We start from the raw sequence: 14,360 nt of genomic DNA on the forward strand, positions 1-14,360 counted from the left end.
ACCCGCAGGCAAGCCCGGCCTTCAGTTCGAGGCGACGCGCTGTCCGCCTGGGCGATAAAAGATGTGCTGCCCGATCTGCACGGTGCGCTGGAAGCGGCGCGACCAGGACGGGCTGACGGCGGGGGTGTGGAAATAGGTGGCCCCGCCGGTCAGGACGCGGGGGGCGCCCGCCAGGGCATTGCGCGCGATGTCGCGGGCGCGCAGATAGGCGGCCTTGTTGCCGATCGCCTTGCGCCCGCCGATGGTATAGCTGAATTGGCTGGGCTGGTTCACCACCCCGCAGACCGAGGACGCGAACTTGTCGCTGTCCACGCGGTTCAGGATCACCTCGGCCACGGCGGCCTGGCCGCGCCGGCTTTCGCCGCGCGCCTCGTGATAGATCGCCTCGGCCAGGCAGTTCAGGTCGCGTTCGTCAAAGCGGCCCCGCGCGGCCTTTGCGGTGCTGGCCAGGAACAGTTCGGCGTCGGGATTTTCTTCGGCGACGGGATTTTCGACCTTCACAGGCTCCGCGCCCGTATATAGAAGCGGCGTCGGGCGGCGGGTGTCGCCGCTGCGGGAGGCAACCAGGGTCGGGGCGTCGAAAAGCCCGGAATCGGTCGAGAACAGCGAGCCGTTGCCCGCAAATGCGCTTGTCGCAGTCAGGGTCAGGGCGGCGGCGCACAGGCAAGACGGCGCCAACCGCTGAAGCAGCGTTTTCATAAGCATTCCTATAGCCGTGCCAGATGGACGAGGCGTTAACAGCACCGCGGCGTCCGCCAGGGAACATGCCGCGGGATCAGCGGAATGATTACGGTTTTAACAACCGGCCAGGCGACACCGCTTTTCCGCAAGGCCCGCGAAAGCCGCCAAAAACCCGATTTTCGGCAGCATCCTGCCGGCTCCGAAAACCCCAACCGGCAAATTTCGGCAAGATCGCCGTCAACAAGGGCCGGTTCGGACCTAATTTCAACGGCTTGAAAGCGGAAAAACTGATTCGTTCAAAGGCGAATCACCGCCCGTTCCGCTGGCCCAGCCGTTGGCGCAATGCCGATTGCGCCGCCGCGAGGCGCGCCACCGGCACCCGAAAGGGCGAGCACGAAACATAGTCGAAACCCGCGTCATGGCAGAAGCCGATCGACTCGGGATTGCCGCCATGCTCGCCGCAAACGGAAATGGTGATCTGCGGGCGCTGCTGGCGCGCGCGCTGCGCGCCCATCAGAAGCAGCTCGCCCACTCCGTCCTGGTCCAGGCAGTGGAAGGGATCTTCGTCGTAGACGTGCTGGCCGACATAGGTGCCCATGAAGCGTCCGGCATCGTCGCGCGACAGCCCATAGGTCATCTGCGTCAGGTCGTTCGTGCCAAAGGACAGAAAGGCCGAATGGGCGGCGATGTCGCCCGCGCGCAAACAGGCACGGGGCGTTTCAACCATCACCCCCAGGCGATAGGTGAAATCGGCGCGGCGGTCGTTCTTCACGGCGGCCGCCACGGCGTCGATGCGGTTCTTGACCAGCTCGACCTCCCGCATGGCGCTGACCAGGGGGATCATGATCTCGGGGACGACGGGATCGCCCTTGCGGCTGGCCTCGACGGTGGCCTCGAAGATCGCGCGGGCCTGCATGTCGTAGATCTCGGGAACGGTGATGCCCAGGCGGACCCCGCGCATTCCCAGCATCGGGTTGAATTCCGACAGCGCCTCGACCCGGCGGGTCACGTCGGACAAGGGCAGGTCCATGGAATCGGCCAGTTCCCGCAGCCCCTCGCGGTCATGGGGCAGGAATTCGTGCAGGGGCGGGTCGAACAGGCGGATGGTGACGGGCAGGCCCGCCATGATCTCGAACAGGGCGGTGAAATCCTGGCGCTGCATGGGCAGGATGCGGTCCAAGGCCAAGCGGCGATCCTCGGGCTTGTCGGCAAAGATCATCTCGCGCATGGCGGGCAGGCGCTCGGCGTCGAAGAACATGTGCTCGGTCCGGCAGAGGCCGATCCCTTGCGCGTTGAACCGCAGGGCGGTCAAGGCGTCCTCGGGCGTCTCGGCATTGGCGCGCACGGCGATCCCGCCCTCGGCATCGGCCCAGTCCAGAAGCTGCGTGAAGTTGTCGTCCAGCGCCGGTTCCAGCAGGGGAACGCGGCCCGCCAGCACCTCGCCGCTCGATCCGTCGATGGTGATCTCGTCGCCTTCAAGCAGCGTAAGCGCGCCCGCGCGCAGCACCCGCTGGCGCGCGTCGATGCTGATGCCGGTGGCGCCGACGATGCAGGGCAAGCCCATGCCGCGCGCGATCACCGCCGCGTGGCTGGTGGTGCCGCCCCGTTCGGTCAGCACGCCGACGGATGCGTGCATCCCGCGCACGTCCTCGGGCGCGGTTTCGCGGCGCACCAGGATGCAGGCCTCGTCGCGCGCCGCCGCGGCCTGGGCGGCGGCCGAGGTGAAGACGATGCGGCCGGTGGCGGCGCCCGGGCTGGCGTTGATGCCCCGCGCGATCACCTCGCGCGGGGCGCGCGGATCGACCTGCTGGTGCAGAAGGTCTGCAAGCGCGCGGGGTTCGACGCGCATCACCGCCTCGGATTCCGGGATGATGCCGTCGCGGGCAAGCGCCACGGCGATGCGGACGCCCGCGCGCGACGTGCGCTGGACCCGCACGGCGTCGATGATCGAGATGCGGCCGGCCGCCACCACGAACTCGATCTGCATTTCTTCGCGCAGACGCTCGCGCGCGGCGACGCCGAAGCGAATCAGGTCGGCAAAGACTTCCGGCGCGGTGTCCTCCAGCGAAGGACCGCGCTCGTCCCGGGTCAGGAACTGCGTTTGCGCGCCCGCCCCCTCGGCGCCGCCGTGATGCTGGCGCTTGAAGCGGCCGGTGACGCGAGGGGCGCCGGTGACGGAATCGACGAACTGGATGCTGCCCGACCCGCAAAGCCCCGGACCCAGGCCAAGCGCCATCTGCTGGACCACCAGACCAAGCGGCGCGTCCGGGGGCGCGCCCTTGGCCTGGCGCAGCAGCCGGGCGGTCGGCCCGTCCCAGGCACGCGCCATGGACCGCAGCACCTCGGCCAGCTGGTCGGCGGGATTCTGGGGGAAATCCTCGTCCGTCTCGTCGCGGTAACAGCGCAACGCCTCGGCCAGGGCATCCTCGCCCTCTTGGGCGAACATGTCGGGATCGAGGCGCGCGATGTGGATCGCGTATCCCTGGACGAAGCGGCGATACAGGGTGTCGGCGTTGGCGCGGCCGATGCGGCGGGCCAGCCTGCCATGGGTCTGGTCGTTGATGCCGACGTTCAGGATCGTGCCCGGCCCGCCCCATTCCGGCATCATGGCCGAGGGGCGGACGCTGACCAGCCCGTCCCCTTCGCTGAACAGGCCGGACAGGGCGCCCAGATCGACGCGCTTGCCGGTGGCGATGGACTGCACGGTTTCCGCCGGAATGGCAAAGCTGCGCGGCACGGGCAGGCGCATCCTGACCAGACGTTGCAGGCATTTCGCCCGCCAGCCGTGGCAGGCGCGTTCGACCCCGGCCGAGGGCGTGATCTCTGTCACATCGGGAAGGCTGCGCGGTTCCATGTCGCGCAGAAGATAGGCGCGCGGCAGCCGATGCCGCAAGCGCGAAAAAGGGGGCCGAAGCCCCCTTTGCCGGTCTTGATCGACGCCAGACCTGTTCGAGGCCAGTTCTATTCGACGCCAGTTCTATTCGACGCCAGTTCTATTCGACGATCGTGACCTTGGCCATGTAGTCGGGGGCCTCGACCGCGCCGTTGGCGTTCGCATCGCCCTTCTTGATCTGGTTCAGCACGTCCCAGCCATCGACCAGCTGGCCCACGACTGTGTACTGCCCGTCAAGAAAGGTCGCGGGCGCCAGGTCGATGAAGAACTGGCTGTTGGCGCTGTTGGGATCCTGGGCGCGGGCCATGCCCACGGTGCCCGCCCCGAACGAGACATCGTTGAACTCGGCTTCCAGGTCCGGCAGGTCCGACCCGCCGGTGCCCGCCATGGCGACGCTGGCGCCGCCCTGCTTGCCGTGTTCCACGTCGCCCGTCTGGGCCATGAAGCCGTCGATCACGCGGTGAAACACCACGCCGTCATAAGCGCCCGCTTTGGCCAGCTCCACCAGCCGCGCGACATGGTTCGGCGCCTTGTCGGCCAGCAGGTCCAGCGTGATGGTGCCCTTGGACGTGCCGTCGGCGCCCGCCACCTCGATCACCATGTTCGGGCCGGGGCCGTCCTGGTGCGCGGGGGCCTGGGCATGGGCGGCGGTTGCCGCCAGCACAAAGGCGGGGATCAGAGCCTTACGCATCGGCGGCCACCTTGACGCTGATCATGCGGTCCGGGTTCGCGGGCGGCTCGCCGCGTGCGATCTTGTCCACATGCTCCATCCCCGAAATCACGCGGCCGTAAACGGTGTACTGGCCGTTCAGGAAATGGTTGTCCTTGAAGTTGATGAAGAACTGGCTGTTGGCGCTGTTGGGGTTCTGCGACCGCGCCGCGCCCAGGGTGCCCCGGTCATGCGGAAGCTTGGAGAATTCCGCCGGAAGGTCGGGCAGATCCGACCCGCCGGTGCCCGCGCGGCCAGGGTTGTAGGCGTTTTCCATGTTGGCGTGCTGCACATCGCCGGTCTGGGCCATGAAGCCGTCGATCACGCGGTGAAAGGCCACGTTGTCGTACTTGCCGGCGCGGGCCAGTTCCTTCATGCGCGCGGCATGCTGGGGGGCGACATCGGTCAGCAGTTCGACAACGACGGGGCCGTCCTTCAGCTCGATGATGATGGTGTTTTCGGGATCGGTGATCTCGGCCATGCGGCCCTCCTTTGCCAGGTTCGGTTCTCGGTCTAGGGCTTTGCCGCCCCGGTGGCAACGCGCAAACCCCCTCACGGCGGCATCACCCTTACGCGAGAGTTGACGCCGCCGCCCCCATGCGGGACAAGCCTTCGACGCCCCAAATGCCCGAAAGGACGACATGATGGCCGATTTCAAGACGATTGACGATCTGGACATGGACGGCAAGGTCGTCCTGACCCGCGTGGACGTGAACGTGCCGGTGGAAGACGGTCGCGTCACCGACGCGACGCGGATCGAGAAGATCGTGCCCACCGTCAAGGACATCCAGGCTCGGGGCGGCATCCCGGTCCTGCTGGCGCATTTCGACCGCCCCAAGGGCAAGCGCGTGGACGCCATGAGCCTGAAGCAGATCGTGCCCGCTTTGGAAGCCGCCCTTGGACAGCCGGTGGTCTTCGCCGACGACTGCATCGGCGGCCCGGCCAAGCGCGTCGTGGCCGGGCTGAAGCCGGGCGACGTGGCGCTGCTGGAAAACACGCGGTTCCATGAAGGCGAGGAAAAGAACGACCCGACCTTTGCGGCCTCTTTGGCGGCCCTGGGGGCGGTATACGTGAACGACGCCTTTTCCGCCGCGCACCGGGCGCATGGATCGACCGAAGGGCTGGCGCGGCTGCTGCCGTCGGGGGCGGGCAGGCTGATGGAGGCGGAACTGAAGGCGCTTGACGCGGCGCTCGGCACGCCGCAGCGGCCGGTGATGGCGGTGGTGGGCGGGGCCAAGGTCTCGACCAAGCTGGATCTGCTGATGAACCTGGTGGACAAGGTCGATCACCTGGTGATCGGCGGCGGCATGGCCAACACCTTCCTGGTGGCGAAGGGCGTCGAGGTGGGCAAGTCCCTGGCGGAACGCGACATGGCCAGCACCGCGAGCCAGATCCTTGAAAAGGCCGACCAGGGCGGCTGCGTGATCCACCTGCCGCTGGACATCGTGGTGGCGCGCGAGTTCAAGGCGGGCGCCGATGCCCAGGTTCTGCCCGCCGATCAGTGCCCGGCGGACGCGATGATCCTGGACGCGGGCCCGGCCACCGTCGAGGCACTGCGCGAGGCGATGGCCCGTTGCAAGACGTTGATTTGGAACGGCCCCCTTGGCGCCTTCGAGATCGAGCCTTTCGACCGCGCGACCAATGCCGCGGCGCAGGCGGCGGCGGAGCTGACGCGCGACGGCAGGCTGATCTCGGTCGCGGGAGGCGGGGATACGGTGGCGGCGCTGAACAAGGCGGGCGTGGCGGACGATTTCACCTTCATCTCGACCGCCGGCGGGGCCTTCCTGGAGTGGATGGAAGGCAAGGAGCTGCCCGGCGTGGCGGCGTTGAAGGCGGCGCGGCACGGCTGACGGAGAAAGGGGGCGCTCGCGCCCCCTCTTGCGGTCTGGCGACCGCAATTCACCCCCGAGGGTATTTGGGCAAAGAAGAAGTCAGCCGCGCAGGCCGGTCTTCTTCAGCAGGCCCTTTCGCTTGGCCTCGTAGTAATAGCCGCGCGAATACCACATGACCGTCCGGTCCGGGTCGCCGTCGGCCACCATCCAGGCGCCGCGCAGGTATTTCACGCCATAGCGCAGGTTCGTGTCGGCATCGAGCAGGCTGGCGGCGGAGCCGCGATGGCCCATGGTGCGCGCGGTCTGGGGATTCAGCTGCATCAGCCCGTAATAAGGACCGTTCCGCAGGCCGGGATTGTGCCGCGATTCGCGAAGGATGATCCGCTGCACGATGGCGGGCGGCACGTCGTAATGGTCGGCCCAGAAGTTGATGCGCGCGCGCAGCTGCGGCGTCTCGTTCGGATAAAGCCCGTTGCGGCCGAGACCCGCCGGCATGTTCCGCCCGCCCCCGCCCGCACCTCTGCCCGCACCCCCGCCGCCACAGGCGGCAAGGGCAAGGGTCGCGAGGATCAGGCCGCGGCGGCCGAGATCAGGCATGGATCGCGCCGTCGCCGCAGGCCAGCGCCGCCTCTCGCACTGCTTCCGAGGTCGTGGGATGCGCGTGGCAGGTCAGCGCCAGGTCCTGCGCGGCGGCGCCGAATTCCATGGCCACGCAGACCTCGTGGATCATCTCGCCCGCGTTGGGGCCGATGATGTGGCAGCCGAGGATCCGGTCGGTGTCCGCATCGGCGATCAGCTTCACGAACCCCTCGGCCTGCATCGCCGCCTTGGCGCGCGCGTTGCCCATGAAGGGGAACTTGCCCATCTTGATCTTGCGGCCGGTGGCCTTGGCGGCTTCCTCGGTCAGGCCGACGGCGGCGACCTCGGGCATGGTATAGATCACGCCGGGGATCACGTCGTAGTTCACATGCCCGTGCTTTCCCGCGATCGTTTCGGCCACGGCCATGCCCTCGTCCTCGGCCTTGTGGGCCAGCATCGGGCCGGGAACGGCGTCGCCGATGGCGTAGATGCCGGGGACCGAGGTCTGCCAGTGGCCGTCCACCTGGACATAGCCGCGGTCGGTCGTCTGCACGCCCAGCTTGTCAAGGCCCAGGCCTTCGACATAGGGACGGCGCCCCGTGGCGACCAGGACCACCTCCGCCTCCAGCGCCTGTTCGCTGTTGTCCTTGCGCAGCGCATAGGTGACCTTGGCGCCGCCTTCGACGGTTTCCACGCCCGACACCGCCGCGCCCAGGACGAATTTCAACCCCTGCTTGGCCAAGATCTTCTGGAACTGCTTCTGCACCTCGCCGTCCATGCCGGGGGTGATGGCGTCCAGGTATTCGACCACCGTGACCTGCGCCCCGAGGCGGGCATAAACCGAGCCCAGCTCAAGCCCGATCACGCCCGCGCCGATCACGACCATGGACGCGGGGATTTTCGGCAGCGCGAGGGCGCCGGTCGAGTCGACCACGATGCCCGCATCGTTGTCCACGGTCACGCCCTTCAGGGCCGAGGGGACCGAGCCCGTGGCGATCACGATGTTCTTCGCGTCGTAGGTCGTGTCGCCGACCTTGACCTTGCCGGCGGCCTCGATGACCGCCCAGCCTTTCAGCCAGTCGATCTTGTTCTTCTTGAACAGGAACTCGATGCCCTTGGTGTTGCCGCCGACGGTTTCGGACTTGTAGCCCAGCATCTTGGGCCAATCGACCTCGACATGACCGGCGTTCAGGCCCATCTTCGCGAAATTCTCGTGCGTCTCGTGCAGCATGTGGCTGGCATGCAGAAGGGCCTTGGAGGGAATGCAGCCCACGTTCAGACAGGTGCCGCCCAGCGTCTCGCGTCCCTCGACGCAGGCGACCTTGAGGCCCAGCTGGGCTGCCCGGATCGCGCAAACATAGCCGCCCGGCCCGGCGCCGATCACGATCAGATCATAGGTGGACATCCATCTCTCCTTCTGTCCCTCGGAGGCCGCGGCCTAGACCAGCGCGGCCAGTATCATTGTCATTGTCGCCCCGAACCCGACGGCCCAGATGGCCGAGCGCCAGGGCACCCAGCCAAGAACATAGGCCGGGACATAGAGGATCCGGGCGGCAAGATAAATCCAGGCGCAGGCACCCGTCACGGCGCTGGCCTGTCCGCCCAGCGTGACGGCGACCACGGCCAGCGTGAACAGGATCAGCCCTTCGAAATGGTTGCCGAAAGCCCGTTGCAGCCTGCCCGCCGTTCCCTTGAGTTGCGGGGCGTCGTCCCGCGGCCCCATGGCGACGCGCGGCCCGACCTGCATGTTCGCCGCGACCGAGAAGGCCGCGAACTGGATGCCTTGCAGCAGGCCCGCCAGGGCCAGAACGGTCAGTTCGGCGGTCATCATCGCTCAGGCGGTTTCCACGAAGTGATAGCTGGAGGCGCTGACGCCCGCCTGGCTGTTGAAGACCGCGGCCGCCCCCTCCAGATAGGCCCGCGCCGCCTTGGCGTCGCTGACGCTGAACAGCGCCCAGGCCGAGCCGTTGTTCTCTCGCCACAGTTGCAGCAGGGACAGGCCATTGGCGCCGCGATCCTCGGCATCGGCGTCGAAAGAAGCCTTGAAGGCGGGATAATCGTTCACGCTGTAATGGGCGATCAGTTGCATGTCCTGGCTCCTGGCGGGAAAGGCCCCGCCGCCGGTGCGGCGGGGGCGGTTGGCTTACAGATCCATCAGCAGGCGGCGCGGATCCTCCAGCGCCTCTTTGACGCGCACGAGGAAGGTCACGGCGCCCTTGCCGTCCACGATCCGGTGGTCATAGGACAGCGCCAGATACATCATCGGACGGATGACGATCTGCCCGCCGACCACCACGGGGCGTTCCTGGATCTTGTGCATCCCCAGGATCCCCGACTGCGGCGGGTTCAGGATCGGCGAGGACATCAGCGAACCGTAAACGCCGCCGTTCGAGATGGTGAAGGTGCCGCCCTGCATTTCCTGCATGGTCAGCTTGCCGTCGCGGCCCTTGGCGCCCAGTTCGGCGATTTCCTTCTCGATCTGCGCAAAGCCCTTCTGGTCGGCGTCGCGGACGACCGGAACCACCAGGCCGGACGGGGTGCCCACCGCCACGCCCATGTTGACGTAGTTCTTGTAGACCACGTCGGTGCCGTCGATCTCGGCGTTGACCTCGGGGACTTCCTTCAGGGCGTGACAGCAGGCCTTCACGAAAAAGGACATGAAGCCCAGCTTGACCTTGTGCTTCTTCTCGAAGGCGTCCTTGTATTCGTTGCGCAGACCCATGACGCCGGACATGTCGGCCTCGTTGTAGGTCGTCAGCATCGCCGCCGTGTTCTGCGCGTCCTTGAGGCGCCGGGCGATGGTCTGGCGCAGGCGGGTCATCTTGACGCGTTCCTCGCGCGCGGCGTCCTCGGCCGGGCGGGGGGCCGCAGGGGCGGAGGCGGAGGCGGAGGCGGAGGCGGGGGCAGAGGCTGCGCCCCCGGCAGGCTTCGGCGCGGGTTGCGCGCGGGCCACGTCTTCCTTCATCACGCGGCCGTCGCGGCCCGAACCCGTGACCTGGTCGCGGCTGACGCCCTTTTCGGCCATGGCCTTGCGGGCCGCGGGCGCATCCTCGATGTCGGAGCGCGGCTTCGTTTCCTCGGGGCCCGCGCCGGGCGATCCGACGTCGCCCGCCGTGGTCCCGTCCTCGCCGCCCGAGGCCGGGCCGACCGGAGCCGCGGCGTTGCCGTAGGCGCCCTTGGTGTCGGACGATCCGCTGGCCGGTTTCGCCGCGCCCGCCGTGCCCGCCGCGCCTTCGGTGATGATCGCAAGCCGCGCCTTGGCGTCCACGGTCGCGCCTTCCTCGGCCAGGATCTCGGCCAGGACGCCCGCGGCGGGACTGGGCACCTCGACCGAAACCTTGTCGGTTTCCAGCTCGCACAGCATCTCGTCGACAGCCACGCTGTCGCCCGGCTTCTTGAACCAGGTGGCGACCGTCGCCTCGGTCACGCTTTCGCCAAGGGCGGGCACCATCACGTCCACGGTCTTGCCGCTCATCTTCTGTCCTTCCGGGGTCTTCTGGGCCGTCTGCGGTGCGGCCTGCGGTTGTTCTTGGGTCTTTTCGCTGCCGGCCTCGGTGATCTGGGCCAGCAGGGCGTCGGGACCGACGGTCTCGCCCTCCAGCGCGACGATCTGGGCCAGGGTGCCCGCCGCGGGGCTTGGCACCTCGACCGTCACCTTGTCGGTTTCCAGCTCGCACAGCATCTCGTCCACCGCAACCGCGTCGCCCGGCTTCTTGAACCAGGTGGCGACGGTTGCCTCGGTGACGGATTCGCCCAGGGCGGGCACGCGGACTTCGGTTGGCATCGGCTTATCCTTCAAGCGACAGCGCCTCGTTCACCAGCGCCTCCTGTTCGGCCTTGTGGCGAGAGCCGAGGCCCGTGGCGACCGATGCGGCGGCGTTGCGGCCGACATAGCGGGCGCGGCTGTGGCGCGCGCCCAGGCGGTCCAGCGACCATTCCAGATAGGGCTCGACAAAGCTCCACCCGCCCTGGTTCTTGGGTTCCTCCTGGCACCAGATGACCTCGGCATCCTTGAAGCGGGCCAGTTCCTTGACCATCGACTGCGCCGGGAAGGGATAGAACTGTTCCAGCCGCAGCAGGTAGATGTCGTCGATCCCGGCCTCGTCGCGCGCCTTGAGCAGATCGTAATACACCTTGCCCGAACAGATCACGACGCGGCGGATGCGGTGATCGGGCGCCAGCGTCACGTCGGACGCGCCGCGCTGCGCGTCGTCCCACAAGACGCGGTGGAAGGTCGAACCCGACTGGAAATCCTCGGCCCGGCTGACGGCCTTGGGATGGCGCAGCAGCGATTTCGGCGTCATCAGCACCAGCGGCTTGCGGAAGCGGCGGTGCATCTGGCGGCGCAGGATGTGGAAATAGTTGGCCGGCGTCGTGCAGTTGGCGACGATCCAGTTGTCCTCGGCGCACATTTGCAGAAAGCGTTCCAGGCGGGCCGAGCTATGTTCGGGTCCCTGGCCCTCGAAGCCGTGGGGCAGCAGCATCACCAGCCCCGACATGCGCAGCCACTTCTTCTCGCCCGAGGAAATGAACTGGTCGAACATGATCTGCGCGCCGTTGGCGAAGTCGCCGAACTGCGCTTCCCACGTCACCAGGGCGTTCGGTTCGGCCAGCGAATAGCCGTATTCGAAGCCCAGCACCGCGTATTCCGACAGCATCGAGTCGATGACCTCGTAGCGGGCCTGGCCTTCCGCGATGTGGTTCAGCGGGTAATAGCGGTCCTCGGTCTTCTGGTCGATGAAGGCCGAGTGACGCTGGCTGAAGGTGCCGCGCGTGCTGTCCTGGCCGGCCAGGCGCACCGGCTTGCCTTCCAGCAGCAGCGACCCGAAGGCCAGCGCCTCGCCCGTGGCCCAGTCGAAGCCCTCGCCGGTTTCGAACATCTGGCGCTTGGCGTCCAGCAGGCGGCCCACGGTCTTGTGCAGGCTGTGGCCTTCGGGAACCGTGGTCAGCGCCCGGCCGATCTGGGCCATCACGGAAGGCTCGATCCCGGTTTCGCCCGAAACGTATTCGGCCCCCTCGCGGTCAAGGCCCGACCACTTGCCGTCCAGCCAGTCGGCCTTGTTCGGCTTGAAGGCCTTGCCCACCTCGAACTCCTCGTTGAGGTGGTTCTGGAAGGCGGCCTTCATGTCCTCGATCTCGCCCTCGGGGATCAGGCCGTCGGCGACCAGGCGTTCGGTGTAGAGTTGCAGCGTGGTCTTGTGGCCCTTGATGCGGTTGTACATCGCCGGGTTGGTGAACATCGGCTCGTCGCCTTCGTTGTGACCGAAGCGGCGATAGCAGAAGATGTCCAGCACCACGTCCTTGTGGAACTTCTGGCGGAACTCGGTCGCGACCTTGGCTGCGTGAACCACGGCCTCGGGGTCGTCGCCGTTCACGTGGAAGATCGGCGCCTCGACCATCAGGGCGATGTCGGTCGGATAGGGCGAGGTGCGGCTGAAATGCGGCGCGGTGGTGAAGCCGATCTGGTTGTTCACCACGATGTGGATGGTGCCGCCCGTTTTGTGGCCGCGGATGCCCGACAGTTGCAGGCATTCCGCCACGACCCCCTGGCCCGCGAAGGCCGCGTCGCCATGCAGCAGGATCGGCAGCACCGCCGTGCGGTCGTGGGTGTCGCCCAACTGGTCGCCCTTGGCCCGCGCCTTGCCCAGCACGACCGGGTTCACCGCCTCCAGGTGCGAAGGGTTGGCGGTCAGCGACAGGTGGACGGTGTTGCCGTCGAATTCGCGGTCCGAGGAGGCGCCCAGGTGATATTTCACGTCGCCCGAGCCGTCCACGTCCTCGGGCTTGAAGGAGCCGCCCTGGAATTCGTGGAAGATCGCCCGGTAGGGTTTCGACAGCACATTGGCCAGCACCGACAAGCGGCCCCGGTGGGGCATGCCGATGACGATTTCCTTCACGCCAAGCGCGCCGCCGCGCTTGATGATCTGCTCCATCGCCGGGATCAGCGCCTCGCCCCCGTCAAGGCCGAACCGCTTGGTGCCCATGTACTTGACATGGAGGAACTTCTCGAAGCCCTCGGCCTCGACCAGCTTGTTCAGGATGGCGCGGCGGCCTTCGCGGGTGAACTGGATCTCCTTGCCGTAGCCCTCGATCCGCTCCTTCAGCCAGGCGGCTTCCTCGGGGTTCGAGATGTGCATGAACTGGATCGCGAAGGTGCCGCAGTAGGTCCGCTTCATCAAATCGGTGATCTGGCGGATCGACGCGATCTCCAGCCCCAGCACGTTGTCGATGAAGATCGGCCGGTCCATGTCGCCGGGGCCGAAGCCATAGGTTTCGGGGTTCAGCTCGCCATGGTCCGGCACGTCGCGCAGACCCAGGGGATCGAGGTTCGCGTGCAGGTGCCCCCGGATGCGATACGCGCGGATCAGCATCAGCGCGCGGATCGAATCCAGCACGGCCTGGCGCATCTTGTCCTCGGTCAGGCTGACGCCCTTTTCCTCGGCCTTGGCGGCGATCTTCTTCATCGCGGCGGTGGCCTCGGTCTTGGACGCCATCGGCCATTCGCCGGTCAGGGCGGCGGTGTTCTCGTCGGTGGGAACCGGCGGCCAGTCGGCGCGCTTCCAACTGGCGCCGCTGGCCTCGCGCGCGGCGTCTTCCCCGCTGTCGCCCAGGCTGCGGAAGAAGGCGTCCCATCCGGCGTCGAAGGCCTGCGGGTTCTGCGCCCACTGGCCGTAAAGCTGTTCGATATAGGCCGCGTTATGCCCTTGCAAAAAGGACGAGTCGTGGAAGTCGGCGTTGTTGGGTTGGTCGGTCATCGTGTCTCGCGTCCTTGACGCAATGGGGGAACGGGTGGGGCCGCGTCAGGCGGCGGCGCAGGTGACGATCATCATCTGGACGCCGGGCATGGCGCTGCCCGCGCCCGGCTTGTTGGTCCGGCTGCTGTCCAGTTCGCGCCCGGCCTGGCGGCACAGCTGCGCCGGGGCCGCGTCGATCTTGGCCGCATCGGTCTGGGCGGGACGGAACAGCACCGTGAAGCGGCTGTCCGCATCCCCGGTGACCGCGATCAGCGAGGCCTGGTGCAACCCGGTGCGGCCGTCGACCGGCCCGCTGGGGGCGGCGGGGGCGGGGGGCGCGGCAACGGGCGGCGTGGCGGGCACCGGGGGCGTGACCGCGCGCGGCGCGGCAGGGGCCGCCGGAACGGCGGGGGCCTGCGGCGCGGGGGCCGTGGCGGGCGCCATGCATCCGGCCAAGGCGCAGACGGCAAGGATGGCCGACAGGCGCGGCATGTTCATGATGGGGGCTGCTGGAGTTCTGGATGTCATGACCGCCTCAGGCACAAATGATGTCGATGATGGCCGCGCCGGGATCGGCCCTGGGATCGAGGCGCGGCAGCCGTTCGATCCGCGCCACGCGCCGCCGCTCCAGCCCGCAGAGCGCATGGGCCGCGCGCCGGTCCGCGCCCGCGGGCGCGCGGGCGGGGTGATAGATCAGCCGCCAGCCGAAATCACGCCGCGCCACGGTGCGCACGGAATCGGGGGGCAGGGTGCTGGCCTGGTGCAGGTCCGTCATCGCCGGGATGCCGCCGCGCAGAATGTCGTCGGTGGGCGCCCGGCCGCAGGCGGCCAGCGCCATCAGGGACACCAGCGACAAGGGCGCGATGCAGCGGCGGGCGCGGGCGGAAACCCGGTCCGTCGGAAAGGCTGCGGCGCGTTGCGGCTGGTTCACG

13 protein-coding genes are annotated in these 14,360 nt (G+C 67.9%); 1 reads left to right on the plus strand and 12 read right to left on the minus strand.

Annotated features, from left to right (window positions below; all coding sequences use genetic code 11):
- Window positions 1-21 precede the first annotated feature (21 nt).
- The 4 genes from ACFOM8_RS12915 to ACFOM8_RS12930 all read right to left on the minus strand — a co-directional run bounded on the left by ACFOM8_RS12915 (window position 22) and on the right by ACFOM8_RS12930 (window position 4,764).
- Window positions 22-699, minus strand: coding sequence for a cell wall hydrolase (locus tag ACFOM8_RS12915; protein WP_377761948.1), 678 nt, complete (start codon window positions 697-699; stop codon window positions 22-24).
- Between the two features lie 289 nt (window positions 700-988).
- Window positions 989-3,535, minus strand: a complete 2,547-nt coding sequence (locus ACFOM8_RS12920) for a putative PEP-binding protein (RefSeq protein ID WP_377761950.1) — start codon at window positions 3,533-3,535, stop codon at window positions 989-991.
- Between the two features lie 139 nt (window positions 3,536-3,674).
- A complete protein-coding gene (locus ACFOM8_RS12925; protein ID WP_377761952.1) occupies window positions 3,675-4,265 on the minus strand; it encodes a peptidylprolyl isomerase in 591 nt (196 codons plus the stop codon).
- The gene (locus ACFOM8_RS12930) at window positions 4,258-4,764 is read right to left on the minus strand and encodes a peptidylprolyl isomerase (protein WP_377761954.1); all 507 of its coding nucleotides are present in this window, start codon (window positions 4,762-4,764) and stop codon (window positions 4,258-4,260) included. The genes ACFOM8_RS12925 and ACFOM8_RS12930 overlap by 8 nt, the downstream gene beginning before the upstream one ends.
- Before the next feature lie 163 nt (window positions 4,765-4,927).
- Here ACFOM8_RS12930 and ACFOM8_RS12935 point away from each other — a divergent pair, with 163 nt between their 5' ends.
- Window positions 4,928-6,133, plus strand: coding sequence for a phosphoglycerate kinase (locus ACFOM8_RS12935; protein ID WP_377762121.1), 1,206 nt, complete (start codon window positions 4,928-4,930; stop codon window positions 6,131-6,133).
- 81 nt (window positions 6,134-6,214) lie between these two features.
- Here the strand turns inward: ACFOM8_RS12935 and ACFOM8_RS12940 are convergent, their stop codons facing one another.
- The 8 genes from ACFOM8_RS12940 to ACFOM8_RS12975 are packed head-to-tail and all read right to left on the minus strand — an operon-like array spanning window position 6,215 to window position 14,359.
- Window positions 6,215-6,712, minus strand: a complete 498-nt coding sequence (locus ACFOM8_RS12940) for a transglycosylase SLT domain-containing protein (protein WP_377761956.1) — start codon at window positions 6,710-6,712, stop codon at window positions 6,215-6,217.
- Window positions 6,705-8,099 (minus strand): dihydrolipoyl dehydrogenase, encoded by a 1,395-nt coding sequence (gene lpdA / locus ACFOM8_RS12945; RefSeq protein WP_377761958.1) that lies wholly within the window; start codon window positions 8,097-8,099, stop codon window positions 6,705-6,707. The genes ACFOM8_RS12940 and lpdA overlap by 8 nt, the downstream gene beginning before the upstream one ends.
- 33 nt (window positions 8,100-8,132) lie before the next feature.
- Window positions 8,133-8,522: an MAPEG family protein gene (locus tag ACFOM8_RS12950; protein WP_377762123.1), complete on the minus strand. Its 390-nt coding sequence runs from the start codon at window positions 8,520-8,522 to the stop codon at window positions 8,133-8,135.
- 6 nt (window positions 8,523-8,528) lie between these two features.
- Window positions 8,529-8,783, minus strand: a complete 255-nt coding sequence (locus ACFOM8_RS12955) for a hypothetical protein (protein WP_377761960.1) — start codon at window positions 8,781-8,783, stop codon at window positions 8,529-8,531.
- A 54-nt stretch (window positions 8,784-8,837) separates the two neighbouring features.
- Window positions 8,838-10,478, minus strand: coding sequence for a 2-oxoglutarate dehydrogenase complex dihydrolipoyllysine-residue succinyltransferase (gene odhB / locus ACFOM8_RS12960; RefSeq protein WP_377761962.1), 1,641 nt, complete (start codon window positions 10,476-10,478; stop codon window positions 8,838-8,840).
- Between the two features lie 4 nt (window positions 10,479-10,482).
- Window positions 10,483-13,449 carry a 2-oxoglutarate dehydrogenase E1 component gene (locus ACFOM8_RS12965; RefSeq protein WP_377761964.1) on the minus strand — a complete coding sequence of 989 codons (2,967 nt, stop codon included), beginning with the start codon at window positions 13,447-13,449 and terminating at the stop codon, window positions 10,483-10,485.
- A gap of 45 nt (window positions 13,450-13,494) precedes the next feature.
- Complete coding sequence (locus tag ACFOM8_RS12970) at window positions 13,495-13,926, minus strand: hypothetical protein (RefSeq protein WP_377761966.1); 432 nt, start codon at window positions 13,924-13,926, stop codon at window positions 13,495-13,497.
- Between the two features lie 37 nt (window positions 13,927-13,963).
- Complete coding sequence (locus ACFOM8_RS12975) at window positions 13,964-14,359, minus strand: hypothetical protein (protein ID WP_377761968.1); 396 nt, start codon at window positions 14,357-14,359, stop codon at window positions 13,964-13,966.
- Window position 14,360: the final 1 nt, after the last annotated feature.

It is taken from the genome of Paracoccus angustae (assembly GCF_042648745.1).
Lineage (GTDB): Bacteria > Pseudomonadota > Alphaproteobacteria > Rhodobacterales > Rhodobacteraceae > Paracoccus > Paracoccus angustae.

Excerpts from the sequence above, each read along its gene's own strand:
- ACFOM8_RS12920 (WP_377761950.1), bottom strand. The coding sequence starts at position 3,535 with ATGGAACCGCGCAGCCTTCCCGATGTGACAGAGATCACGCCCTCGGCC.
- ACFOM8_RS12955 (WP_377761960.1), bottom strand. The coding sequence starts at position 8,783 with ATGCAACTGATCGCCCATTACAGCGTGAACGATTATCCCGCCTTCAAG.
- ACFOM8_RS12950 (WP_377762123.1), bottom strand. The coding sequence starts at position 8,522 with ATGACCGCCGAACTGACCGTTCTGGCCCTGGCGGGCCTGCTGCAAGGC.
- lpdA (WP_377761958.1), bottom strand. The coding sequence starts at position 8,099 with ATGTCCACCTATGATCTGATCGTGATCGGCGCCGGGCCGGGCGGCTAT.
- ACFOM8_RS12935 (WP_377762121.1), top strand. The coding sequence starts at position 4,928 with ATGGCCGATTTCAAGACGATTGACGATCTGGACATGGACGGCAAGGTC.
- ACFOM8_RS12970 (WP_377761966.1), bottom strand. The coding sequence starts at position 13,926 with ATGAACATGCCGCGCCTGTCGGCCATCCTTGCCGTCTGCGCCTTGGCC.
- odhB (WP_377761962.1), bottom strand. The coding sequence starts at position 10,478 with ATGCCAACCGAAGTCCGCGTGCCCGCCCTGGGCGAATCCGTCACCGAG.
- ACFOM8_RS12915 (WP_377761948.1), bottom strand. The coding sequence starts at position 699 with ATGAAAACGCTGCTTCAGCGGTTGGCGCCGTCTTGCCTGTGCGCCGCC.
- ACFOM8_RS12925 (WP_377761952.1), bottom strand. The coding sequence starts at position 4,265 with ATGCGTAAGGCTCTGATCCCCGCCTTTGTGCTGGCGGCAACCGCCGCC.
- ACFOM8_RS12930 (WP_377761954.1), bottom strand. The coding sequence starts at position 4,764 with ATGGCCGAGATCACCGATCCCGAAAACACCATCATCATCGAGCTGAAG.
- ACFOM8_RS12965 (WP_377761964.1), bottom strand. The coding sequence starts at position 13,449 with ATGACCGACCAACCCAACAACGCCGACTTCCACGACTCGTCCTTTTTG.
- ACFOM8_RS12940 (WP_377761956.1), bottom strand. The coding sequence starts at position 6,712 with ATGCCTGATCTCGGCCGCCGCGGCCTGATCCTCGCGACCCTTGCCCTT.